Source organism: Aureimonas ureilytica (assembly GCF_001475935.1).
Taxonomy (GTDB): domain Bacteria; phylum Pseudomonadota; class Alphaproteobacteria; order Rhizobiales; family Rhizobiaceae; genus Aureimonas; species Aureimonas ureilytica_A.
Genome location: NZ_LDQA01000028.1, coordinates 261,810 through 284,930, shown reverse-complemented (window position 1 = coordinate 284,930; position 23,121 = coordinate 261,810). Strand labels below are relative to the sequence as shown.

Genomic DNA, 23,121 nt, shown 5'->3' with positions numbered 1-23,121 from the left:
AATGGTTCTGGCTCTGGCCACATCGACGGCGCTGCTCTCGGGCTGCATGTCGTCGAAGGACAAGGACATCGACGCGCTGGCGCTCGCCTCGCAGACCGAGCCGGCCGACAAGCTCTACAATCAGGGCCTCGCCAATCTGGAAGCGGGGCGTCTGGGGGAAGCCGCCAAGAAGTTCGAGGCCATCGACAAGCAGCATCCCTATTCGGAATTCGCCCGCAAGGCCTTGGTGATGCGTGCCTTCGCCAGCTACCGCAAGGGCGACTATGACGACGCGATCAGCTCCGCCCGGCGCTACCTCGCGACCTATCCAGGCTCCAGCGAGGCGGCCTACGCCCAGTACATTATCGGCCTGTCCTATTTCCGGCAGATCCCCGATGTGACGCGCGACCAGACCGACACCGCGCGCGCCGCCGCTGCCCTGCAGGAGGTGGTGGATCGCTACCCGCAGTCCGAATATGTCGAGGACGCCAAATCCAAGATGCGCATCGCCCGCGACCAGCTCGCCGGCAAGGAGATGCAGGTCGGCCGCTATTATCTGGAGCGCCGCGAATACATCGCCGCGATCAATCGCTTCAAGAACGTGGTGGACACCTATCCGCAGACGCGCCACGTCGAAGAAGCTCTGGCGCGCCTGACGGAAGCCTATTACGCGATGGGCCTGACCCAGGAAGCGCAGGCGGCGGCCTCGGTGCTCGGGCAGAACTTCCCGGAATCGCAGTGGTACAAGGATTCCTACGCTCTGCTCCAGAGCAAGGGCCTGGAGCCGCGCGCCGGCGCCGGCGCCTCCTGGTTCGGCAATGCGACCCGCCTCATCACGGGAGCCGGCCGCGATCAGGTTCCCGATGCGCAGGCCGCCAAGGGCGAGGTTCGCCCGCCCCGCGCCTGATCCCCGCGCACGAGATCGAGGCCGGCTTCGCGCCGGCCTTTTTCATGTCTGGGGCTTGAGCGCCTCTTCCAGCGCTCGGGTCTCGACCATATCTTCGCGCTTGCCTTGCGTCCCAACACGGACTAGCCCTTCGCGCGCATGCTTGTTCACCTTTCGATCCGCGACATCGTTCTTATCGATCGGCTCGACCTCGGGCTGAATCATGGCCTGTCCGTGCTCACGGGTGAGACCGGCGCCGGCAAGTCGATCCTGCTCGACGCCCTGTCGCTCGCTTTGGGCGGGCGGGGTGATGGCGGCCTGGTGCGCCATGGCTCCAAACAGGGCGAGGTTTCGGCGGTCTTCGACCTGTCGGCCACCCATCCCGCGCGCCGCATCCTGTCCGACAACGGCTTCGACGATGATGGCGACGTCATCCTGCGCCGCGTCCAGAGTGCGGACGGGCGCACCCGCGTCTTCATCAACGACCGGCCCTCCAGCGTCTCCCTGATGAAGGAACTCGGCGCAACCCTGGTCGAAATCCACGGCCAGCATGACGACCGCGCGCTGGTGGATCCCGAAGCGCATCGCCAGCTACTGGACGAATATGGCGGCCTCGGAGCGGAAGCGGCCTCCGTCGCGGAAGCCTTCGGGGCCTGGCGCAAGGCCGAGAGCGAATTGTCCCGCCACCGCGCGCGGGTGGAAGCCGCCGCCCGTGAGGCCGATTACCTGCGCGCCTCCGTGGAAGAGCTGACCGCGCTCGCCCCTGTTGCGGGCGAAGAAGAGGAACTGGCCGAAAAGCGTCAGACCATGATGCGGTCCGAGAAGATCGCGACCGACGTCAACGACGCGCATGAAGAACTCTCCGGTCCGCAGTCGCCGATTCCCGGTCTGGCCAGCCTCTTGCGCCGGCTCGACCGCAAGAAGGACGAATTACCCGGCTTGCTGGACGAAGCCCTGGCGCGCGTCGAGACGGCGCTGGACGCCTTGTCGGATGCGCAGATGAGCCTTCAAGGTGCGCTGCGCACGCTGGAGTTCGATCCGCGCGCGCTGGAGCAGTGCGAGGAGCGCCTGTTCGCGCTGCGCGCGGCGGGCCGCAAGTTCAACGTGCCGGTGGACGATCTCGCCACTCTGACGGCCAAGATGGTGGCCGATCTCGCCGAGCTGGATGCGGGCGAGGAGCGGCTGGTGAAGCTCAGCGCCGATGTGGCCGAGCGGCGCGCCGTGTTCGATGAACGCGCCGAGGCGCTGTCGGTGAAGCGTGTCGAGGCCGCCAAGCTTCTGGAAGCGGCCGTCATGGCCGAGCTGCCCGACATGAAGCTGGAACGCGCCGCCTTTATCGTGGAGCTGACGCGCGATCCGAACGTGCGGGCGGCGAGCGGCATCGACACCGCCGAGTTCTGGGTGCGCACCAATCCCGGCACGCGCGCGGGGCCGATGATGAAGGTCGCCTCCGGCGGCGAGCTGTCGCGCTTCCTTCTCGCGCTGAAAGTGGCGCTGGCCGACAAGGGCTCGGCGCCGACGCTGGTCTTTGACGAGATCGATACGGGCGTCGGCGGGGCGGTGGCGGACGCTATCGGCCGCCGGTTGGCGCGGCTTGCCGGCACGGTGCAGGTTCTCTCCGTCACCCACGCGCCGCAGGTGGCGGCGCGCGCGACGACGCATCTTCTGATTTCCAAGGCCGAGACCGTGCCGGGCGACGAGCGCCTGTCGACGCGCGTCGCGACCATCGACATCCCGGCCCGGCGCGAGGAGATCGCGCGGATGCTGGCCGGCGACATCGTGACCGACGAGGCGCGTGCGGCCGCCGCGCGGCTGATCGGCGTGGCCGGCTAAGGCGCGCAAAGATCGCAGGGCCGGGAAAGGGATTTTCCGGCCGGACGCCCCAGAATCGGTGTATCGCTGCGCGTCCATGTCTTTTGCTTTGAGTGCGATCCGCCATGTCCGAATTTCCCGAACTCGACGTGATGACCGAGGCTGAGGCGGCGGCCGAGCTGGAACGGCTCGCGCTCGAAATGGCCGAGCATGACCGGCGTTATTACGAGGATGATGCGCCCGATATTACGGATGCCGAGTTCGACGCGCTGCGCCGGCGCAATGCCGAGCTGGAGCGCCGCTTTCCGGGTCTGGTGCGGGCGGACTCGCCATCCGCGAAGGTCGGCTCCGCGCCGTCCTCGAAATTTGCCAAGATCCGCCATGCCGTGCCGATGCTCTCGCTCGACAACGCCTTTTCGGACGAGGACGTGGCGGATTTCGCCCGGCGGGTGCGCCGCTTCCTCGGTCTATCGGAGAGCGCCAAGCTCGCCATCACGGCTGAGCCCAAGATCGACGGCCTGTCCCTGTCGCTGCGCTACGAGAAGGGCAAGCTGGTGTCCGCCGCGACGCGCGGCGACGGGCAGGTGGGTGAGGATGTCACCGCCAATGCGCGTACGCTGGACGATATCCCGGACGAATTGACGGGCTTCCAGCCCGAAATCTTCGAGGTGCGCGGCGAGGTCTATATGACCCATGCCGATTTCGCGGGCCTCAATGCGCGGCTTCTGGCGGAGGCCGGCGAGGGGGAGGGTGCAAAGGCCGCGCGCCAGTTCGCCAATCCGCGCAATGCCGCCGCTGGCTCGCTGCGCCAGAAGGATGCTGGCGTTACGCGCCAGCGCCCCTTGCGCTTCTTCGCCTATGCCTGGGGCGAGACGAGCGAGCTGCCGGGCAAGACGCAAAGCGAGGTTGTCGCCGCGCTCCAGACCATGGGCTTCCAGACCAACGCCGTGCCGCAGAACGGTCGTGCCGAGCCGCTGATGCGGCGGCTCGAGACAGTGGAAGGGTTGATCGAGCATTACCGCCGCATTGAGGCCGAGCGGGCGGGGCTCGGCTATGACATCGACGGCGTCGTCTATAAGGTGGACGATCTCGACCAGCAGCGCGAACTCGGCTTCGTCTCGCGGGCCCCACGCTGGGCCATCGCGCACAAGTTCTCCGCCGAGCAGGCGACGACCGTGGTCGAGGACATCGTCATCAATGTCGGGCGCACAGGCAAGCTCGCGCCGCTCGCCAAGCTGACGCCGGTGACCGTCGGCGGCGTCGTCGTGTCCAACGTGACGCTGCACAACGAGGACTATGTGGCGGGGCGGGACGCGGACGGCGACCCGATCCGGAGCGGGCGCGACATCCGCATCGGCGACACCGTGGTGATCCAGCGTGCGGGCGACGTCATTCCGCAGGTCGTGGATGTCGTGATCGAGAAGCGGCCCGAACGTGCCGAGCCCTTCCGCTACCCCGACCATTGCCCGATCTGCGGCTCCAAGGCCGAGCGCGAGATCAATCCGCGCACCGGCCGCTTGGACTCGGTGCGCCGCTGCACGGCGGCCATGACCTGTCCGGCGCAGGCCAAGGAAGGGCTCAAGCATTTCGTCTCGCGCAACGCCTTCGACATCGAAGGGCTGGGCGAGACCTTCGTGGAAGAGTTGTTCGACGCCGGCCTCGTGCGCCAGCCCGCCGATCTCTTCCGCATGGCCTTCGAGGCGCTGCGCGAGGTGATCGAGGCGCGGCGCAAGGCGCTCTCCGAAGCGCGCCGGCAGGCCGAGGGCAAGAGCGAGCCGGTGAAGCCCGCCAAGAAGGGCGAAACCACCAAGGCGATCGACAATCTTCTGGCGGCGATCGAGGCGCGCAAGAGCGTCTCGCTCGACCGTTTCATCTTCGCGCTCGGCATTCCCGAAATCGGCGAAGCCTCGGCCAAGGCGCTGGCCAAGCATTTCGACGATGTGCGCGCGCTGATCGCGGGCATCGACGCCGCGCGCGACGGCCAGCCCTCGGAGGACTGGGCCGAACTCAGCGCCCTGAACACGATCGGCGGCGTCACCTTCGAGCGGCTGATGGCGGTGGACGAGGCCAAGCTGGCCGACCCCGCTTGGAAGCCGCTGCGCGCCGGCGAACTCGGCCTCAAGGCCAATCAGCGCGTGGCGCTGCGCGAGCGCTATGGCGAAGAAGCGGAGGGCTTTGCCGAGGCCCTGCGCCGCGCCAAGGCCGGCGCGCCGGGCGAGGCCTTCCTGCGTCTGACGGGAGACAGCGACATCGGCACGGTGGCGACGCTTTCGCTCATCCATTTCTTCGACGAGACGCATAATCGCGAGGCGGTGGAGGCCTTGTTGGAGGCGGGCGTCTCCACCACCAACGAGCGCGCCGCGCCGCCGCCATCCTCCTCGCCGGTCAAGGACAAGATCGTGGTCTTCACCGGCACGCTGGAGAAGATGACGCGCTCGGAGGCGAAGGAGCGGGCCGAGGCGTTGGGGGCGAAAGTCTCGGGCTCGGTGTCGAAGAAAACCGATCTTGTCGTCGCCGGCCCCGGCGCAGGCTCGAAGCTCGCGGATGCGCAGAAGCACGGCGTCAAGGTGATCTCAGAGGACGAATGGCTGGCGCTCATCGCCTGATCGTCTGATCGGTTTCGCCGGTTCGCCTCACCGTGGCTTTTCGTGGGCGGGGGCTGTCGGGCAGCGTCCCACTTCTGGGCGCGGCGCTTGCGAGCAGGCACGGCTCGATTGCTCCGCCGTGCCGTGGGACGCTCGGATGAGGCACCGCGCGCCTTGCTCCTGCCCCGATGAGAGGGATAGGGTGCGTACAACCCGTTGAAAGAGCTGCATGACGATCCTCGCCATCGATTTCGAGACCGCCACCAGCGAGGCGGCGAGCGCCTGTGCCGTCGGGCTCGCCTTCGTGGAGGAGGGGCGCGTCACGAGGCAGGCCTATAGTCTGATCCGGCCGCGCGACCTGCGCTTCGACCCCGGCAATATCCGCGTTCACGGCATTCGCCCGCACGATGTTCTGGACGCGCCGAGCTTTGCCGACATCTTCGCCTCCTTCGCCGCCGAGATGGATGGCGCGCTGGTTGTCGCGCACAATGCGAGCTTCGACCTGAAAGTGCTGCGCGAGAGCTTGGCGCTGTACGGGTTGGCGCAGCCGCGCTTTTCCGCGCTCTGCACCGTCGCGCTGTCGCGCCGTCTCTGGCCGGACTCGCCCAACCACAAGTTGTCCACCATGGCCACGCGCTTCGGCCTCGGCTTTCGCCATCACCATGCCGGCGACGACGCCTATGCCTGCGCCCATATCGCGCTGGAGGGCGTCGCAGCGTCGGGAGCGCTCGACATCGCCGACATGGCCGATCGCTTGAGCCTGCGCCGCGCGGTCGCCTCGCAGCCGGCGCGGCGAGAGGGCGGCGTAGCCGAGCGCGCCCTGAAGGCGCAGGTGCGCCCGGCCGGCGCAGGGCAGGGGAGCTTTCGCTACACGGTGCGCGGTTCGCGCGGCACGCCCTATGACGTGCTTCTGGCGCCCTTCGGCCGGGCGGGGGCTTGGCGGCTCGCCTGCTCCTGCCCCGGCGCGCGCTTCCGGGACGAATGCCGCCATGTGCGCGCCCTGCACGAGGGCGACTTCACCGATCTTCTGCCTGTCGAAGCGCAGGCCATGGCGCGGCTCGAACGCTTCGTGATGGAAAAGGCGGGGCTCGGAGAGCCTGTTTGACAAAGCCGCCGGGTTCACCCCGCAGTCTTTTCCGCTCGCGTTTTCGCGGTGAGCGCAAGCCGGATGTTGCGTCCATCCCGCCGTGCTTTCTCTTGATACGGGGAACCAGGGAAGCGCCTTGAGGGCCGGCGGGCTTTTGCCATCCAAGATCGTTGCGCCGGTCTGGCCCCGCCAAGCCGCTTTTTGGCTTGGCATCTCGGCAGCAACGAAACGTCCTTACCGGTTCTCCGCCGCGAGGTTGGGTCCACGAGTTCTCAGCTCCGATCCGTTGCGCAAGGCAACTCACACTGCGCGCCCCGCTATCGAAAACTCCAACAGTGCCCGGCCGAGCGCGCTGGATGGGCAGCCATGAGTTTGAATCGCCCCGCCGCAGCATGAGGCTTGTCCCTGCGCCGTGACAGCCTCTAGAACGGGCGGATCACACCCGTTCCGGTTTCCCGTTTTGTCCCGTTCTTCCGAATTTCGTGCCGGCCTTGCCCATTCGGTGCCGCTGCTCCTGGCCCTCGTGCCCTTTGGCGGCGTCTACGGGGCCCTGGCCACCCGCATGGGTCTTTCGCTGCCCGAAACACTGGGCTTCTCGCTCAGCGTCTATGCCGGCTCCAGCCAGTTTCTGGCGCTGCAGATGATCGGCACGGGCGCGCCGGTCTGGGCCATTCTGATCGGCGTCTTCGCCATCAACTTCCGGCATGTCCTCTATTCCGCGTCGATCGGTCGGCATCTTGGCCGCTTCAACGGCTGGGAAAAGGCGCTGGCCTTCTTCCTGATGGTGGATCCCTCCTTCGCGGCGGCGGAAGCGCGCGCGTCGGACGGCGTGGTGCGCAAGACCTATTACTTCACCTTCGCGCTGTTGCTCTATGTCGGCTGGGCCTTGGCGACGCTGCTCGGCGCGCTGTTCGGCCGGCTGATCGAGAACCCGGAGCGTTATGCGCTCGACTTCGCGCTGCCGATCTATTTCCTCGCGCAGACCATGGCCTTTCGCCATCGCCGCCAGTTCTGGCCGGTGGCGGGGGCAAGCGCGCTGGCCGCCGTCATCGCCTACGGAACGCTCGGCTCGCCCTGGCACGTCACGCTCGGCGGCCTGGCCGGCATTCTCGTCGCCGTGTTGCGCACGCCGGCAGGCGGCGAGCCGGCAGAGGGAGAGGGCGCGTGAGCGAGATTTGGTTTCTGATCCTCGCCTCCGCCGTCCTCACCTATCTCACACGCGTCGGCGGCTATCTCGTGCTGGCGCGGCTGGAGCGGGTGCCGCCCCGGCTGGAGGCCGCGCTCGATGCCGTGCCCGCCGCCGTTCTGACGGCTATCGTGATGCCGGTCTTCATCGATGGGGACATGGCCGAGAAGGTGGTGATCGTGCTCTGCGCCGTGTTCGCGCTGCGTCTGTCCCTCCTATCGACCGTCATCGTGGGGACCGTTCTCGTGGCGCTCGCCCGCGCGGCCGGGCTGGCCTGACAGGGGTGCCACGAAAAAGGCCGCCGGAGTGATCCAGCGGCCTTTTGTGTTTCGGTGATGCGGCGAAAGCTTACGCTTCCTGAATGGCCGACAGCTTCCAGGCACCGCCACGCTCGCGCACAAAGGTCCAGACCTCGGTGGACTCGACGCGCGTGCGCTCGTCGCCTTCCACGATGCGGCCCGACTGGCGGTCGCGCACCACGTCGATCATGCCGTAGCGCATCGCGACGGTGGCATAGTCGCGTGGGCCTTCGCGCCAGCTTTCGGACACGTCGCCCTGGAGAAGCTCCACGTCGCGCGCCTCGTTGCGCACGCCGCGCGCGGCGTTCTGGGCCAGTTCCTGCGCGAGATAGGACACGACTTCCGGCGTCGCGATCTCTTCCAGCGCCTTGTAGTCCTCGCGGCTATAGGCGTCCTGAAGCGCCTTCAACCGGCTCTCGAACATGCCGAGATCCTGCTGCGTCACGCCGATCTCGTCGCGCCCGACGCCCGCCTTCGGCGCGGCGGCCGAGCGGCTGCCGAGGCCCGACCCGTAGGTGCCGTTGCCGGCATTGGGATTTTGCCCCTGGTAGGCGCTGCGCTGCTGGTTCAAGGGCGATGCGCCGTTGGCCGAGGCCGTCTGGCCGGAACGCGAGCGGAAGAAGCGCAGCGCCAGCATGACCAGAAGGCCGATCAGCGCGACCTGCACGAGAAGGCCGAGCATTCCGGCGAGGCCGCCGAAGCCCGAGCCCATCAACAGGCCGAACAGACCGCCGATCAGAAGGCCGCGCATCATCGCGCCGCCGAAGCCGCCGCCGAACAGGCCGGAGCGCTGGCCTGCGGCCGGGCGGGCGGCGGCCGCTGCACTGGACGCCTGTCCGGGCGAGGTCATGGAGCGCTGAACGGGCGCTGCGGCCGGCGCGGTGTTGGTGGCGGGCGCGGACTGGTAGGTCCGGCCACCTCGGCTGCCGAAGCTGCCGCCGCGCCGCGCTTCGGCATAGTCCACGACCATCGTCGAGAAGACCAGCGTCAGCACGGCCAGAAGCGCCGTGAAACGTCCGGTTCGGGAGGGGTTCATGGAGAAGTCCTTCGGCAAGCGTTGAATATCTGCACTCTCATATAGGAAGAGGGTGACGGGCCTGAGAAGCAGTGACCGACCACGATCCGGGGATGAGCGATCAAGATTTCGCCATCTCGCAACCGCGAAGCGCGCCGCGCCCGCTTTCGCTGCTGCACGGGCCACCCTATAAGCATCCTATTGCGCAGCATGCCTGACGGATCGGGGCGCCATGACTTTGCCAAACCTTGCCGAACCCCAGACGCGGCCCGCCCTGTCGGGCGCGGCGGCCTTCACCATGGCCCTGTCGGCCGGGGCGCTCGCGGCCAATCTCTATTACGCGCAGCCCATCGTCGCCCTGATCGGAGCGGATCTCGGCATGGACCCGGCGCTGGAAAGCACGATCGTCACGGCCTCGCAGATCGGCTACGCGCTGGGGCTGGTGCTGCTCGTGCCGCTGGGCGACGTCCTGGAAAATCGCCGGCTCATTCTCCTCACCATGAGCGCCGCCGTGCTGGGGCTGATCGGCTTGGCCCTGACGCCGAGCCTGCCGCTTCTCTTCGCGCTGACGCTCCTGGTCGGCATCGCCTCCACCGCCGCGCAGATGATCGTGCCGCTGGCGGCGAGCTTCGCCCGGCCGGAGGAGCGCGGGCGCATCGTCGGCAATATCATGACGGGGCTTCTAGGCGGCATCCTGCTGGCCCGGCCGCTGTCGAGCTTCGTTGCCGGGTTCCTGGGCTGGCGGGGCATCTTTCTCTTATCGGCCGTGTTCGTCGCGCTTCTGACACTGGCCGGGTCGCGAGCCTTTCCGAGCCGCCAGCCGGAAGGGCGCGAGCGTTATGGCGCGCTGATCCGCTCGCTCGGCACGCTCTTCGTTCGAGAACCCGTGCTCCGCCGCCGCGCGCTCTACCACGCGGCGCTCTTTGCCGCCTTCGGCATCTTCTGGACCGGTGCGCCGATCCTCCTCCTGCGCGAGCCCTATAATCTTTCGCCGCAATGGGTGGCGCTGTTCACGCTGAGCGGCGCGCTGGGCGTGCTGGCCGCGCCGGTGGCCGGCCGCATGGCCGATCGCGGCCATTCCCGGCGCGGCACGCTCATCGCCATTTCGCTGGCGCTCGGGGCCATGGCGATCGCGTTTCTCGGCACGCACTCGCTCATCGCCCTGGTGCTCGCCGGCATTCTGGTGGATCTCGGCGTGCAGGCCAATCTCGTCATCGGGCAGCGCGAGATCTTTCAGCTGGATGCCGCGATCCGCAACCGGCTGAACGCCGTCTATATGACGACCTTCTTTCTCGGCGGCGCGCTCGGCTCCAGTCTGACGAGCCCGGTACTCGAGCATTTCGGCTGGCATGGCGTGGCGCTGATGGGCTGTCTCTTCCCGGCCTTGGCGCTCGCCTATTTCCTCACGGGCGAGCGGCGTCCGGGTTGAGCGCTCGCTCCTCCCAACGCAGGAGAAACGCCTCGACCGCCAATTCCTGCATGTCGGGGATGGCCTCGAACAGCCAGTCGCGCGGCCAGTCCCACCAGGCGAGCTTGAGAAGCCGCGCGGCGATCTCGGGCGAAAAGCGCATCCGAAGCGGCTTGGCGGGAACGCCGACGACGATCGCATAGGGCTCCACGTCGCGCGTCACCACCGCGCCGGCGCCGATCACCGCCCCCGTGCCCACGGTGACGCCCGGCAAAATCACCGCGCCATGGCCGATCCAGACATCGTGGCCGATCATGACGCGCCTCGTTTCGCGCCGCTCGCGAAAATCGTGGTCGACGCCGAGGAAGCGGAAATACTCGTTGGGCCGATAGGTGACCTTGTGCGTCGTGACGCGCTCGACGGGATGCTCCAGCGCGTTGATCCGCACATGGGCTGCGATCGAGCCGAACTTGCCGATATCGGCCTGCGTGGCTTCGCCGCCGCGCTCGAAATAGGTGTAGTCGCCGACGCTCACGTCCCGAAGCTTCACGCGCTGGCCGATCTCGCAGAAGCGGCCGAGCTTGACGCCCTTCAACTCGGCGCTCGGATGCTGCTTTGGCTCGTCGTCGCGAAAGCGCAGGTCCGGCGGGGCGGGGTCGGTCATTTCGGTGGCCTTCGGCGGAAAGGAGAGGGGACGGCTTTGCCGCCCGGCGCGGCTGATGTATCGCAGGTGCCAGGACAGGAGCAAACATCATGGCCAACACGCCTCACAAGCCGAGCCGCCGTACCGTCGCGCTGCGCTATGCCCTGTGGTTTCTGGTCGCCGCCGTTCTGGCCTTGATGGTCCTTGTCTTCGCGATGGGCCGGAAGGAGGCCGAGGGCGTGCTCAGCGCGGGCGCTTACGGAGGGCCGTTCCAACTGGTGAATCAGGCGGGCGCGCCGGTGACGGAAGAGGTTCTGCGCGGCCGGCCGACCGCGCTGTTCTTCGGTTTCACCCATTGCCCCGACGTCTGCCCGACGACCCTGTATGAACTGGCTGGCTACCAGAAGGCTCTCAAGGCGGAAGGAAAGGATCTCGGCATCGTCTTCGTGACCGTCGATCCCGAGCGCGACAAGCCCGACACGTTGCGCACCTATGTCGGCGCCTTGTCGGACGATGTCACGGCGCTGACCGGCGACCCGGCCTCGGTGGAATCCATGCTGAAGAGCTTCGGTATTTATGCCCGCAAGGTTCCGCAGGGCGACGATTACACGATGGATCACACGGCCTCCATCCTGCTCCTCGACCGGCAAGGCCAGTTCAAGGGCACGATCGCCTATGGCGAGGACCCGGCCGCCGCCAAGGCCAAGCTGGAGCGCCTCAGCGCCTCCTGACCTTTCGACCGTCAACATCAGGAAGGAACCGCCCTTGGGCCAGGTTCGATATTTCGCCCGCTCGCACCGGCAGGCCACGCAAGCGCTCTATGACAGGCTGGACGCCGCCTTCGCCGACGAGGGCTGCCCGATCGCCCATATCGAGATCGACGAGGCCGCCGACATCCATGAGACCTCGGTCTATTTCGAGGATGCCGACGCCGTGGACGAAGACGCCGTCGCGGCGGCCTTCGCGCCGCTGACGCCGGAGCGCGAGGACCTGCCCGAGATCGACTGGATGGCGCAGGTCCTGGCCGACCTCAAGCCCGTGCGGGCCGGGCGCTTCCTGGTGCATGGCGCGCATGACCGCGACAAGGTTCGCGCGCACGATCTCGCCATCGAGATCGAGGCGGGCCAGGCTTTCGGCACGGGTCACCACGGCACCACGGCCGGTTGCCTGTCGATGATCGAGGAAGTGGTGCGCCGCCGCCGCCCGTTGAACGCGCTGGATCTCGGCACGGGTAGCGCGGTTCTGGCCATCGCCATTGCCAAGCTCGCCCGCATCCCGGTTCTGGCGACCGATATCGACCCGGTGGCGACCAAGGTGGCGCGCGAGAACATCCGGGCCAATGGTGCGCACGCCTTTGTGCGGGCCGAAACGGCTGTTGGCTTCGGAGGGCCGGCCTTCGCCGCCTATGCGCCCTTCTCGCTGATCGTTGCCAATATTCTCGCACGGCCGCTGATGCAGCTCGCGCCCGAGATGGCGCGCCAATTGGCCGTCGGGGGCGATCTCGTTCTCTCTGGCATTCTGGCCAAACAGCGCGACGCCGTGCTCGCGGCCTATCGCCTTCAGGGCCTGTATCACCGCAAGACCTTGCGCCGCGACGAATGGGTGACGCTGCACCTCACGCGCAACGACCGGCCTCTGGCCTGATCTCGGCTGAAACGAAACGAGCCCGGACGCGGAAAGCGGCCGGGCTCGCGGAGAGGGAAGGGGTGCCCGTTCGCGGGGCGCGGGCCTCAGAAGCGCTGGGGCGCTGAGGCTTCGAACATCGAGCCGCGAGCGCCCGACAAGCTGGCCAACGGGTCAGCCTCGAGAAACACGGCTCGGCCGCTCTGGATGGAGCGGTTGGAGGGACGCGAACGGTCTGCGCCGAAAGGGCGGCGCGGGGAGTAGCCGAGATGAGCCGGCATGGCTCCAAAGCGTTCGGTAGGGGCGGTCATCATAAGAGCCTCGATACGGTCTGGGGATTTTTTCGATCTCCCACATTCCATATGATGCACTGCAGCAAGAACTGCCATGCCTCGCCTTGCATAGGTCGCCTGAGCATAATGCAAGGCTATTTCGGCAAAATCTTCATACTTCCTTCATGAAGAGACGATGCCGCCGAATGCGGCCCGATCAGTCCGCGCCGCCCAGCTTGGACAGGCAGTCGCTGACGAAATTCGTCGTCAGGCGCATGGCGTCGAGCGATTCCTCGATCTCGCGCCGCTGCTCCTCCAGAATTTCGCGCTGCTCCTCGAACCGAGATAATGCAACTTTTAACTGCTTGCGCTGGCCGTCGGGTTGGTGGTAGACGTCGATCAGCTGCTTGGCTTCCGTTAGGGAAAATCCAAGTATCTTTGCGAGCAAAACCAGTCGAAGCCGCATGCGATCCCGGCGCGAATAGATGCGCGTCGTTCCCCTCCTTTCGGGGGAAAGAAGGCCGCGGTCTTCATAGAAGCGTAGCGTACGCAGCGTGACGCCGAACTCGCGCGAGAGATCGCCGATCCGAAACTCGGCGCGCTTTTCCTCGCTGGACTCGGTGTCCAGTCGCAGGAGCTGCTCGGCCGTGATCCGGAATTCCTGCTCGCTTCCGTCCTCGTTCATATTCGTCATTCTCTTTCACGCCGAAAGCGTGCCTGCCGATTCGTGACTGCGATGGCCTTGTCGCTCGCAAGGATCGCTCGGGATTGTTCGAATATTCCCTGATGTCGCACAAGGCGACGCTCAAAGCAAAATCCAGCTTCAATCCCGCTTGTCTTTATATTCCCTTAACGATGAGGTTCGATCTTAACGGATCGCCAACCCAGCGGCAGCGCTTCTGGCCCATCGCAGGCCCTTGTCAGCCGCTCGCTTGTTGGACGAAGGGGAAGACGGCATGTCTCGCAACGATCCGCAGCTGAAGGCCAGGGCCGATGTCGACGCGCCCGCGGCGGAAGGGTCCTTCACGTCTCTATCCAAGACGCTGGAAGACCTGGAAGCCCGGCTGACGCGGCTTTCGATGGGTAAGCGTCCCACCGAGGACGCCAAGGAGGCCGTGGCCATCGAGGACCATTCGGCCCAGGACGCCGCGGCGCGCCTGCGCGCCATTTCGGCGCAGCGCCGTGCCGCGCGTCCCGCGCTCGGCGCAGGCACGTCCAGCATCGCGCTGGAGCGCCAGATGGATTCCGACCCCGCCTCCGGCCAACCCGCGCCGCGCCCCCGGCCGGCCCCGCGCGCTCCAGCGCCTTCGGTCGAGAAGCGTCTTGGCCATGTGGCCGGCGAAGTCGAGCAGCTGCAGGCGCAAGGCGCGACGCTCGCCGCCGTCAAGAGCTTGGCGAAAGACCTCAGCACGCTGCGCAGCGAGATTCACGAAAGCGTGGCCGATGCCCAGTTGTCGCTGCGCTTCGAGGACATGCGCAAGTCGCTGGGCGAGATCAAGCGTCTGGTCGGCGAGTCCAAGGGCGCGGACAAGATCGGCGCCGAAATCTTCTCCATTATGGAACAGCTCACCGAGCTGACCGCCAGCAACGCCGATCAGGCCTCGCTGATGGAGCTGCGGGCCGAGCTCGACACCGTGTCCTCGCTGGTGGCGCAGATGGCGCGCGAGGAATCGGTTCAGGCCGTGCAGCGCCGCTGGGACGAGTTCGAGGCGCGCATCGCGGCCCGGATCGAGCTCGACAGCCAGGCCCAGCGCGACCTGCGTGTCGAGCTGGAGCGCCTGCGCGGCTCGCTCCGCTCGCTTTCGACCGAGGAGCAGATCCTCGCCGTCCAGCAGCGCTGGGAAGAGTTCGAGGCGCGCTATGTCGATACGGTGCGCAGCCAGACCGAAGAAACGCTGACGCGCATTCTCAAGGGCGAGCTGGACACGCTGCGCTCCAAGCTCGACGCTCTGGCCTCCGAAGCCAGCGGAGCGGCCATCGAGGCGCGCTTCGAGGCGATGACGGCCAAGCTGCCGATCCGCGATCTGGAAGCGGGCATCAGCCGCCTGTCCGAGCGCATGGGCGAAGTCGAGCGCGCGCTGGTGGGCCTGCCCGAAATCCTCCAGCTCGACCAGATGGAAGGCCGCATCCAGGCGCTGGCGAGCAGCATCGAGACGCTGGCGGCCGAAATCCGCGAGCCCGACCTCAGCCATTTCGCGCTTCTGGAAGAGCGTCTGGACGAAATCTCGGCCGCGATCCTCAATGGCGGTCTGTCGGCGTCCGGCGAGATGGCGGCCGCCCCGCTTCAGCGCATCGAAGCGCGTGTCATGGACCTGGCGGCCCGCGTCGATCAGATCGCGGAAGCGGGCGATGCCGAGCTTCTGTCAGCGCAGATCGCCGCCATGTCGGCTCAGATCGAAGAGCTTTCGGCCCGCCCGGCCGCCGACGAACTGGGCTCGCGCATCGACCGCCTGTCGGAGCGCGTCGAGCGTCTGTTCAAGACCACCGGCGGCGAGATCGCCTCTCACGCGCTGGAGGCTCGTCTTCAGGCCCTGGCCGAGCGTCTCGAACAATCGGCCAGCGCGGTCGGTGTCGATAACGACGTCATCCGCTCGCTCGAAATGCAGATCGGCCGTCTGGCCGAAATCCTGGCGGGCGCGCCGGCGCTTTTGGAGTCGGACTCGTCCGAGGTCGCCCAGCGTCTGGAAGCCCTGGAGCAGAAGTTCGACCAAGATCGCGACAGCGTCGTGGCCGCAGCCCGCGCCGCCGCCGAAGAGGCCGTGCGCCGGATGCAGGCCGGCGAGAACGATCGCCAGAACGCCTATGTCCGCGATCTCGCCGACGATCTGCGCCGCTTGGAAGAACTCTGCCGCCGCTCCGACGAGCGCGCGGTCGGCGTGTTCGACGCCGTTCACGCCACGCTGGTCAAGATCGTCGATCGGTTGACCACGATCGAGGGCGACCTGCGTCTGGAGCGCGGGCAGGCGGCTTCCAAGCCCGCCATGACCCCGAGCCCTGTCGCCTTCGTCGAAACGCCGGTCGCCGCTGACCCGACGTTCGAGACGGTGGCCGAGATCGACCCGATCGAGGACGAGACCGAGCAGCAGGAGTCGCGCGGCCTGCGCGGCGCGCTTGCTCGCCGTCTGCGACGCGCCGAGAAGCCGGTAGAAGCCAAGCCGAGCCTGGCCGACCGTATTCGCCCGCAGCCCGAAGCCGTTTCGGTTCCCCCGCGCGCCGAGCCCTCGCTCGAGGTCGAGGCCCCGTCGCTGGACGCCGCCGACAGCTTCGTCGAGCGCGAGGCCGATCGCCCGCTGGAGCCCGGCTCCGGCGTGCCGGACATCGCCGCTCTGATCGAGCGCGTTCGCACCCAGCAGCGCGCCGGTGCGGAAGCCTCCGATCCGGTCGCCAAAGCCGATTTCATCGCGGCGGCCCGCAAGGCCGCCATGGCGGCGGCGGCGGAAGCCGAAGCGCTGAAGTCCGATGCGTCGATGGCCGATCCCGAGGTCGATGGCGCGAGCCGCCGTCGCAAGCCGATCCTGATGGCGGTCGGCGCCGTTCTTCTGGCGCTGATGGCGATCCCGCTCGGCCAGCGTTATCTCGCCTCGCACAATGATGCGGTGAACAACACCCTGTCCGCTCCCGCTCTCGAGCGTCCGGCCACCGGCTCGGCATCCGAGATCATGCCCGCTCCGACCATGGCGGCTCCCGCGCCCGAGGCTCCCGCCGAGACCCCGCCCGAACAGGCCAGCCCCGAGCGCACCGGCGAGATCGTGACGCCCGTGTCCGAGCCGCAGGTTGCCGCGATGGCGACGGAAACGAGCGCGCCATCGGCCGAGACAGCGCCCGCGCCCGTCGTGGAAGCCTCGATGCCCGCTGCCGAAGACACATCCGTGGCGAAGGTCGAGGACGCAGCCGTAACGGTCGCGCAAGCCGATACGTCCCCGATCGAAACCGCGTCCGTCGCGCCGGCAGCGCCCGCCGCCGACGTTGCGCCCGCCGCCGACGCGACGAACGCTGGTTCGGCGTCGCCGCTTCTCGTGGCCGCTCAGTCCAAGCTTCCCGCCGATGCGCAGGGCGCTCTGCCGACATTGCCCGAGAAGATCGGCCCTGCGGCGCTGAAGACCGCCGCGGTCGAAGGCGAGCCGATGGCGCTGTTCGAGGTGGGTCTGCGCGTCATGGAAGGCCGCGCCGCCCCGTCCGACCCGAGGGCCGCCATGGCCTGGTTCGGTCAGGCGGCCTCGCGCGGCTATGCGCCGGCGCAGTACAGCGTCGGCACGCTCTTCGAGAAGGGCAATGGCGTGGCGCGCGACACGGGCGCGGCGCGCGACTGGTATCGGCTCGCAGCTGACCAGGGCAATATCCGCGCCATGCACAATCTCGCCGTTCTCTATGCCACCGGCATCGAAGGCGCATCGGACCCCAAGGCTGCGGCCGGATGGTTCCTGCGGGCCGCCCAGCACGGGATGCGCGACAGCCAGTACAATCTCGGCATCCTGTATGCGCGCGGTGTGGGCGTCGAGCCCAATCTCGGCGAGTCCTATCGCTGGTTCCGCATCGTCGGCGCGGCCGGTGACAAGGACGCTCAGAACAAGATGGAAGAGGTCGGCAAGAGCCTCGCTCCCGAACTCCGCGCCCAGATCGACGCCGAAACGGCGGCCTGGAAGCCCGAGCCGCGCATCGACGCCGCCAACACGGTCGATATCCCTGCGAGCTGGAACGAGAAGTCGGGCCAGACCGCCTCGGTCGACATGAGCAAGGCGATCCGCAACGTGCAGGCCATTCTCCTGAAGCTCGGTTACAATCCGGGCCGCCCGGACGGCGTGGTCGGCGAGCAGACCACCGCCGCCATCCGCAAGTTCCAGGAGAAGACCGGCCTTCAGACCACCGGGCAGATCGACGAGCCGCTGATCCGCGCTCTTCTGGAGCGCAAGGACAGCTGATCGCGAAAGGGCTCGACAGCCAGGCGCAATCGATTTGACTTGACGGAAAGGGCGGCCCAAAGACAGGGCTGCCCTTTCTTTTTGCCCGTGCGCAACCGACATCGGCGAGCCGACCTCCGTGACGCTGTATCTTCCGATCGCCGAAATCTCGGTCAACATCTTCATCATCGTCGGGATGGGGGCGGCCGTCGGCTTCCTGTCGGGCATGTTCGGGGTAGGTGGCGGCTTCCTGATCACGCCGCTTCTGATCTTCTACAACATCCCGCCCGCTGTCGCGGTCGCGACCGGCGCCAATCAGGTCATCGCCTCGTCGGTGTCCGGCGCGCTCGCCCATTACAAGCGCGGCACGGTGGATTTGAAGCTCGGCTTCATGCTGATCCTCGGCGGCGCGGTCGGGTCCGGCCTCGGCGTCTGGCTCTACTCGCTCCTTCGGCGTCTGGGGCAGCTCGATTTCGCCGTCTCGGTTCTCTACGTCATCCTGCTCGGTACGGTGGGCGGGTTGATGCTGGCCGAGAGCCTGCGCGCGATCAGGCGGGTCAAGGGCGGCGGCTCGGGCGAAATCCGGCGCACCGGCCAGCACAGCTGGGTGCACCGCCTGCCGTTCAAGATGCGCTTCAAGCGCTCCAAGCTTTATGTCTCGGTCGTGCCCGTGCTCGGCCTCGGCTTTGCGATCGGTGTGCTCGGCTCGGTCATGGGCGTGGGCGGCGGCTTCATCATGGTGCCGGCCATGATCTATCTTCTGCGCGTGCCGACCAGCGTCGTGATCGGCACGTCGCTCGTCCAGATCATGTTCACGGCGGCGGTGACGACCGTGCTCCAATCCGCCAGCAACGGCACGGTGGACGTGGTGCTGGCTTTCCTCCTGATGATCGGCGGCGTTGTCGGGGCGCAGTTCGGCGCGGAAGCGGGACGCAAGCTGCGCGGGGAGCAGCTGCGTGCGCTTCTGGCGCTCCTGGTGCTGGCGGTGGCCGTGCGCCTGTTCGTGGAACTCGTGGTGGTGCCGGGAGAAATCTTCTCGATCAGCCTGCCGAGCGGAGAAAGCGGATGAAGGGGCGCGCGCTTCTCCTCGCCCTTTCGCTTCTCGGCGCGCCGCTCTGCGCCTCGGCACAAACCGCGCCAGCACCCAGCGATCCGCCGCCCGTGCCCGAAAGCTTCCAGATCGGGCTGTCCACGGAGACGATTGCGGTCGGCGCCTCGTCCGGCGGGCAGCGGCTCGTGGTCTTCGGCGCGCTCGACAATGCCGATCCGCGTGTCATGCGTCAGGGCCGCTACGACATCGTGGTGATCCTGGAGGGGCCACGCAGCAATCTCGTGGTGCGCGAGAAGAAGCGCACCTTCGGCATCTGGATCAACCGGGGCTCGGAGCGGTTCGAGGCTGTGCCCGCCTCCTATGCGCTCGCCTCCACGCGGCCGATCCGCGACATCGCCCCGGCTGTGACGCTGCGCCAGCTCGGCATCGGCACGCAGAACCAGGCCTTCGAACGCACCCCGCCGACCAAGGGGCAGCGCAGCGACACCCAGCAATATGCCGACGCGCTGTTTCGGCTGAAGACCGAAAGTGGGCTCTACAGCGAAACATCAGGCGCGATCGAGTTCGTCAGCGCCACCTTGTTTCGCGCCAATCTGGCGCTTCCGGCCGACCTGCCCGTGGGCCGGCATGTCGCGCGCGCTATTCTATTCCGGGAAGGGTCTTTCGTCCGTGAGCGGTCGGAGGATCTTTGGGTCGTGAAGACCGGGATCGAAAACCAGATTTCGGTGTTTGCCGCCCGCAACGGCGCGCTCTACGGCCTCGTGGCCGTGATGGTCGCCGTTTTCACCGGCTGGTTCGGCCGCCTCATGTTCAAACGGGACTGACCACATGCAGACCAATTCTCACGACGCCCCGCTTCGCTCGCGCGCCGACCAGTTCGTTCGCGCCGCTTGGATTCTGGGAGTCGGCGGGCTCGTGCCCTTCGTCGTGGGATCGCTCCTGATCGCGACCTATTCGGAGATCGCGGACCCGTCCTATCTCTGGCTGGCCGTGTCCGCCTGGGCGGCGGTCATCCTGTCCTTTCTGGGCGGCGCGCGCTGGGGCGCGGCGCTGAACGAGACGCCGCGCAAGAGCCCGACGACGCTAGCGCTCTCGGTTCTGCCGGCGCTCGCAGGCTGGGTCTGCATCCAGCTTCCCCAGCCGTGGAACTTCGTCGGCTTCGCCGTCGCCTTCTGCGTGCAGGGCGTCTGGGACTATACCGCGACGCGCGAGGGGCGCATCGCCGCGCCCTGGTACGCGCAGCTCCGACTGGTGCTGACCGTGGTCGTGGTGCTCTGCATGGTGGCGGTCGCCTTCGCCACGAGCCAGCCCGTCGCCTTCTAAGCGGCTGGAACCGCCATCCGCCGGAGCGAAATGGAGCGGCGCGACTCCATTTTTCCGGCGCAATGGACTACAACTCCAGCATGATGTCCTCGCCCCGCTCCCCCGGCGACAGCGCCGGCCCGATCATCCTGTTCGACGCCGAATGCGTTCTCTGCTCGGCCAATGCGCGCTTCGTTCTGGAGCGGGATCGCCGGGCCGTGTTTCGCCTGGCCTCCATGCAAGGGGAGGTGGGGCAGGCGCTCTATCGCCGGCACGGCATGGATCCGAACGATCCCTCCAGCATGATCATCGTGGAGGGTGAGCGCATGAGGCGGGACAGCGACGCCGTGCTCAGCATCTATGAGCGGCTCGGCTATCCCTGGAAGCTCGCGGCGCTCTTTCGGATCGTGCCGTCGGTGATCCGCGATCCCGTTTATCGCTTCGTCGCGCGCCATCGCTACAAGATCTTCGGCAAGCGAGACACCTGCTGGATCGCGCCTGCCCATATGCGCGATCGCATCCTGTGAGGCAGCGGCCCGTTCGCCTTTTGCGAAGCCTGTTCGCATGAAGGTTCTGATCCTCGGTGGCTACGGCACCTTCGGTGGGCGGCTGGCGACGCTTCTCGCCGATGTCGAAGCGCTCGACCTTTTGATTGCCGGGCGCAGCCTTGCGCGGGCCGAGGCCTTCTGCGCGGCCTATCGGGGCGCGGCCCGCGTCCAGCCTCTCGCGCTCGACCGCGCGCAAATCGCGGACGCGCTCGCCGCGCACCGGCCCGATCTCGTGGTGGATGCGTCCGGTCCGTTTCAGAATTACGGGGACGACCCTTACCCCGTGATCGAAGCCTGTCTGGCTGAAGGCGTCGATTATCTCGATTTCGCGGATGCCGCCGCTTTCGTCTTCGGCGTGTCGCGCTTCGACGCGCGCGCCAAGGCGGGCGGGGTTTCCATCCTCTCCGGCGTCAGCAGCTTTCCCGTTCTCACCGCCGCCGTCCTGCGTGAAATCGGGCGGAGCATGGAGATCCGCTCCGTCGAAGGCGGCATTGCGCCATCGCCCTTTGCCGGGGTCGGCCTCAATGTCATGCGCGCGGTGGTGTCCTATGCCGGCGCCCCGGTGAAGCTGCGCCGGGGCGGCCGTCCGTTCGTGGCCAAGGGGCTGACGGAAAGCCGGCGCTTTACCATCGCCGTTCCCAGCCAGCTGCCGCTCCATAGCCGCCGGTTCTCACTGGTGGATGTTCCCGATCTTCAGGTCATTCCGCCCGAGCATCCCGGAATGTCCGATATCTGGATGGGCGCGGGGCCGATCCCCGGATTGCTTCATCGGATCCTGAATGGCCTCGCCCGCGCGCGGGCGCGCTTCGGTCTGCCCGCCCTGACGCCCCTGTCGCCGCTCTTCTACGCCGTCTTGAACCGGATGCGCTTCGGCGAGCATCGCGGCGGCATGATCGTGCGCGTAACGGGAACGCGGGAGGGGCGGGAACTCGTCAAGAGCTGGCATCTTCTGGCGGAAGGCGATGACGGCCCGTTCATCCCGTCCATGGCAATTGAGGCGTTGATCCGCAAGCGCCTGAAGGGCGAGCGGTCCGCGCCGGGCGCGCGCTCGGCCGTTCATGCGTTGGACCTCGCCGATTACGACGCCTTGTTCCAGAACCGGGCGATCACGACGGGCTTTCGTGAGGAGCGAAGCTGCGACACCATCTATCGCCGCGTTCTGGGGCCGGCCTTCGACACGCTCCCGCCCGTAATCCGCGCCCTGCACGGCGGGCGCGCCACGAGCCGCTGGGTCGGCACGGCCGAGGTGCGACGGGGACAGGGGCTCGCGGCGCGGCTGATCTGCGCCCTCACAGGCTTTCCCCGAACGGGCGACGCAGTGCCGGCCTCCGTGACCTTCGCGCCCGATGGCGAGGTCGAGCGCTGGACGCGGCGGATCGGCGGCAAGACCTTGCGCTCGGTTCAATGGGCCGGAACGGGTCGGGACCAGTTTCTCTTGATCGAGAAATTCGGAATCGCCCGCTTTTCCGTCGCGCTACTTTGCGAAGGGGATCGGCTGCGTCTGGTGCCGAGGCGCTGGACGCTCGCCGGCCTGCCTATGCCCGCCTGCCTCCTGCCGGGGGGCGAGATGATCGAGACGGCGCGGGACGATCGCTTCGTCTTCGACATCAATATCCGCGCGCCCTGGATCGGGCCGATCGTCCATTATCGCGGGTCGCTGTCGCTCGAAGCGCCGAGGGCTCAGCCCGCCGAGAGCGCGCGGAACGGGATCGGGTAGATGCGCGCGGTGCCGATCACATAGGCTTTCGCCTGTTCGGGCCGAAACAGTCCGTTGAAGGCGCGATCGAGGACGTTCAGCCCACCCGTCGTCACGCCGAAGGAGGGCATGATCATGCGCTCGCCGTCCGTGGCGAAACACGCCCCGCGCACCGAGCGTCCCCGACCGGACACCCGCGCCACGGGGTGGAGATGCCCTGCGATTTCGCCAGCGCAGGGGCGGGGCGAGGGCTCGTGGCGGAGCGTCCAGGGGCCGAGTTCGATCGTCTCGGCCGTGTCGCCGCTCAGACCCGCCGGGGGCTCGGGGTCGTGGTTGCCGGAAATCCAGGTCCAGCGCCGGCCCGCCATCAGCGCGCCCAAGCGCTCGCGGAAGGGCTCGGGCATATGAGCCGCGCCGTGCCGGTCGTGAAAACTGTCGCCCAGCGCCACGACATGGCGAGGGTTCAGACGCGTGATCGTGCCGGCAAGCAGCGCCAGCGTCGCCGCCGTGTCGTAGGGCGGCAGCATCATTCCGCGCCGGGCAAAGGCCGCGCCTTTTTCCAGATGCAGATCCGACACGATCAGCAGGCCGAACTCGGGCGCAAACAGCGTGCCGCAGGGGTGGCAGACCAGGCGCCCACCATTCACCGTGGTCTCCACGCCTTCGCCGCTCGCCTGTCCGAAGCGCCGGTCGATCATGTTCATGCGCGTCTGCCTGACCCGTTCTTCTCTTGTTCCTTTGTGAATCCACATCCATGGCAAAGACAAGGCGGTGCGGCATTCGGGCTCGGCTTGATTCGTCCGGCGAAATGAGGCAGTCATGGTCGCGCAC

Annotated in this window: 19 protein-coding genes and 1 other annotated feature (1 of these 20 cut by a window edge); of the genes, 15 read left to right on the top strand and 4 right to left on the bottom strand. The window is 67.4% G+C overall.

The features are described from left to right. Position 1 precedes the first annotated feature (1 nt). The 6 genes from NS365_RS13840 (at position 2) to NS365_RS13815 (ending at position 7,813) form a co-directional block, all read left to right on the top strand. The gene (locus tag NS365_RS13840) at positions 2-886 is read left to right on the top strand and encodes an outer membrane protein assembly factor BamD (RefSeq protein ID WP_244498450.1); all 885 of its coding nucleotides are present in this window, start codon (positions 2-4) and stop codon (positions 884-886) included. Positions 887-1,024: 138 nt separating this feature from the next. After that, a complete protein-coding gene (gene recN, locus NS365_RS13835) occupies positions 1,025-2,698 on the top strand; it encodes a DNA repair protein RecN (protein WP_058600853.1) in 1,674 nt (557 codons plus the stop codon). Between the two features lie 104 nt (positions 2,699-2,802). Then, positions 2,803-5,283, top strand: coding sequence for an NAD-dependent DNA ligase LigA (gene ligA / locus NS365_RS13830; RefSeq protein WP_058600852.1), 2,481 nt, complete (start codon positions 2,803-2,805; stop codon positions 5,281-5,283). Positions 5,284-5,491: 208 nt separating this feature from the next. Beyond that, positions 5,492-6,367, top strand: a complete 876-nt coding sequence (locus tag NS365_RS13825) for a 3'-5' exonuclease (protein ID WP_058600851.1) — start codon at positions 5,492-5,494, stop codon at positions 6,365-6,367. A 442-nt stretch (positions 6,368-6,809) separates the two neighbouring features. Then, positions 6,810-7,517 carry an AzlC family ABC transporter permease gene (locus NS365_RS13820; RefSeq protein ID WP_058600850.1) on the top strand — a complete coding sequence of 236 codons (708 nt, stop codon included), beginning with the start codon at positions 6,810-6,812 and terminating at the stop codon, positions 7,515-7,517. Continuing rightward, a complete protein-coding gene (locus NS365_RS13815) occupies positions 7,514-7,813 on the top strand; it encodes an AzlD family protein (RefSeq protein WP_058600849.1) in 300 nt (99 codons plus the stop codon). The genes NS365_RS13820 and NS365_RS13815 overlap by 4 nt, the downstream gene beginning before the upstream one ends. Positions 7,814-7,883: 70 nt before the next feature. Here the strand turns inward: NS365_RS13815 and NS365_RS13810 are convergent, their stop codons facing one another. Continuing rightward, the gene (locus tag NS365_RS13810) at positions 7,884-8,870 is read right to left on the bottom strand and encodes a TIM44-like domain-containing protein (RefSeq protein WP_058600848.1); all 987 of its coding nucleotides are present in this window, start codon (positions 8,868-8,870) and stop codon (positions 7,884-7,886) included. A 211-nt stretch (positions 8,871-9,081) separates the two neighbouring features. Here NS365_RS13810 and NS365_RS13805 point away from each other — a divergent pair, with 211 nt between their 5' ends. Then, on the top strand, positions 9,082-10,278 hold the full coding sequence (locus tag NS365_RS13805) for an MFS transporter (RefSeq protein WP_082684599.1): 1,197 nt from the start codon (positions 9,082-9,084) through the stop codon (positions 10,276-10,278). On the opposite strand, the gene NS365_RS13800 is transcribed toward NS365_RS13805, so the two are convergent. Beyond that, complete coding sequence (locus NS365_RS13800) at positions 10,253-10,921, bottom strand: DapH/DapD/GlmU-related protein (protein ID WP_058600847.1); 669 nt, start codon at positions 10,919-10,921, stop codon at positions 10,253-10,255. The two genes, NS365_RS13805 and NS365_RS13800, sit on opposite strands and share 26 nt — an antisense overlap. An 89-nt stretch (positions 10,922-11,010) precedes the next feature. On the opposite strand from NS365_RS13800, the gene NS365_RS13795 reads away from it, so the two are divergent. Together NS365_RS13795 and NS365_RS13790 are read left to right on the top strand one after the other, a co-directional pair. Then, positions 11,011-11,631, top strand: a complete 621-nt coding sequence (locus NS365_RS13795; protein WP_058600846.1) for an SCO family protein — start codon at positions 11,011-11,013, stop codon at positions 11,629-11,631. 34 nt (positions 11,632-11,665) lie between these two features. Further along, positions 11,666-12,544, top strand: coding sequence for a 50S ribosomal protein L11 methyltransferase (locus NS365_RS13790; RefSeq protein ID WP_058600845.1), 879 nt, complete (start codon positions 11,666-11,668; stop codon positions 12,542-12,544). Positions 12,545-13,012: 468 nt separating this feature from the next. Here the strand turns inward: NS365_RS13790 and NS365_RS13785 are convergent, their stop codons facing one another. Next, a complete protein-coding gene (locus NS365_RS13785) occupies positions 13,013-13,480 on the bottom strand; it encodes a MerR family transcriptional regulator (protein WP_244497002.1) in 468 nt (155 codons plus the stop codon). A 271-nt stretch (positions 13,481-13,751) separates the two neighbouring features. Between NS365_RS13785 and NS365_RS13780 the strand changes: the two genes are divergently transcribed. The 6 genes from NS365_RS13780 to NS365_RS13755 all read left to right on the top strand — a co-directional run bounded on the left by NS365_RS13780 (position 13,752) and on the right by NS365_RS13755 (position 22,311). Further along, positions 13,752-17,714: a peptidoglycan-binding protein gene (locus tag NS365_RS13780; protein WP_058600844.1), complete on the top strand. Its 3,963-nt coding sequence runs from the start codon at positions 13,752-13,754 to the stop codon at positions 17,712-17,714. A gap of 118 nt (positions 17,715-17,832) precedes the next feature. Beyond that, a complete protein-coding gene (locus tag NS365_RS13775; RefSeq protein WP_058600843.1) occupies positions 17,833-18,762 on the top strand; it encodes a sulfite exporter TauE/SafE family protein in 930 nt (309 codons plus the stop codon). Continuing rightward, entirely contained in the window at positions 18,759-19,568 is an 810-nt protein-coding gene (locus NS365_RS13770; protein WP_058600842.1) for a TIGR02186 family protein, read from the top strand. The genes NS365_RS13775 and NS365_RS13770 overlap by 4 nt, the downstream gene beginning before the upstream one ends. Positions 19,569-19,572: 4 nt before the next feature. Further along, positions 19,573-20,067, top strand: a complete 495-nt coding sequence (locus tag NS365_RS13765; RefSeq protein ID WP_058600841.1) for a DUF3429 domain-containing protein — start codon at positions 19,573-19,575, stop codon at positions 20,065-20,067. 80 nt (positions 20,068-20,147) lie between these two features. Further along, entirely contained in the window at positions 20,148-20,573 is a 426-nt protein-coding gene (locus NS365_RS13760; protein ID WP_058600953.1) for a thiol-disulfide oxidoreductase DCC family protein, read from the top strand. Positions 20,574-20,610: 37 nt separating this feature from the next. Then, on the top strand, positions 20,611-22,311 hold the full coding sequence (locus NS365_RS13755) for a DUF4166 domain-containing protein (RefSeq protein ID WP_058600840.1): 1,701 nt from the start codon (positions 20,611-20,613) through the stop codon (positions 22,309-22,311). Here the strand turns inward: NS365_RS13755 and pdeM are convergent. Then, positions 22,275-22,994, bottom strand: coding sequence for a ligase-associated DNA damage response endonuclease PdeM (pdeM, locus tag NS365_RS13750; RefSeq protein WP_058600839.1), 720 nt, complete (start codon positions 22,992-22,994; stop codon positions 22,275-22,277). The genes NS365_RS13755 and pdeM overlap by 37 nt on opposite strands. A gap of 126 nt (positions 22,995-23,120) precedes the next feature. Further along, position 23,121: a sequence feature (sul1 is cis-regulatory element that is thought to sense ions involved in sulfur or methionine metabolism; They are found in Alphaproteobacteria), on the top strand (it continues 52 nt past the right edge of the window).

Excerpts from the sequence above, each read along its gene's own strand:
- NS365_RS13840 (WP_244498450.1), top strand. The coding sequence starts at position 2 with ATGGTTCTGGCTCTGGCCACATCGACGGCGCTGCTCTCGGGCTGCATG.
- recN (WP_058600853.1), top strand. The coding sequence starts at position 1,025 with ATGCTTGTTCACCTTTCGATCCGCGACATCGTTCTTATCGATCGGCTC.
- ligA (WP_058600852.1), top strand. The coding sequence starts at position 2,803 with ATGTCCGAATTTCCCGAACTCGACGTGATGACCGAGGCTGAGGCGGCG.
- NS365_RS13825 (WP_058600851.1), top strand. The coding sequence starts at position 5,492 with ATGACGATCCTCGCCATCGATTTCGAGACCGCCACCAGCGAGGCGGCG.
- NS365_RS13810 (WP_058600848.1), bottom strand. The coding sequence starts at position 8,870 with ATGAACCCCTCCCGAACCGGACGTTTCACGGCGCTTCTGGCCGTGCTG.
- NS365_RS13805 (WP_082684599.1), top strand. The coding sequence starts at position 9,082 with ATGACTTTGCCAAACCTTGCCGAACCCCAGACGCGGCCCGCCCTGTCG.
- NS365_RS13800 (WP_058600847.1), bottom strand. The coding sequence starts at position 10,921 with ATGACCGACCCCGCCCCGCCGGACCTGCGCTTTCGCGACGACGAGCCA.
- NS365_RS13795 (WP_058600846.1), top strand. The coding sequence starts at position 11,011 with ATGGCCAACACGCCTCACAAGCCGAGCCGCCGTACCGTCGCGCTGCGC.
- NS365_RS13785 (WP_244497002.1), bottom strand. The coding sequence starts at position 13,480 with ATGAACGAGGACGGAAGCGAGCAGGAATTCCGGATCACGGCCGAGCAG.
- NS365_RS13780 (WP_058600844.1), top strand. The coding sequence starts at position 13,752 with ATGTCTCGCAACGATCCGCAGCTGAAGGCCAGGGCCGATGTCGACGCG.
- NS365_RS13770 (WP_058600842.1), top strand. The coding sequence starts at position 18,759 with ATGAAGGGGCGCGCGCTTCTCCTCGCCCTTTCGCTTCTCGGCGCGCCG.
- NS365_RS13765 (WP_058600841.1), top strand. The coding sequence starts at position 19,573 with ATGCAGACCAATTCTCACGACGCCCCGCTTCGCTCGCGCGCCGACCAG.
- NS365_RS13760 (WP_058600953.1), top strand. The coding sequence starts at position 20,148 with ATGATGTCCTCGCCCCGCTCCCCCGGCGACAGCGCCGGCCCGATCATC.
- NS365_RS13755 (WP_058600840.1), top strand. The coding sequence starts at position 20,611 with ATGAAGGTTCTGATCCTCGGTGGCTACGGCACCTTCGGTGGGCGGCTG.
- pdeM (WP_058600839.1), bottom strand. The coding sequence starts at position 22,994 with ATGAACATGATCGACCGGCGCTTCGGACAGGCGAGCGGCGAAGGCGTG.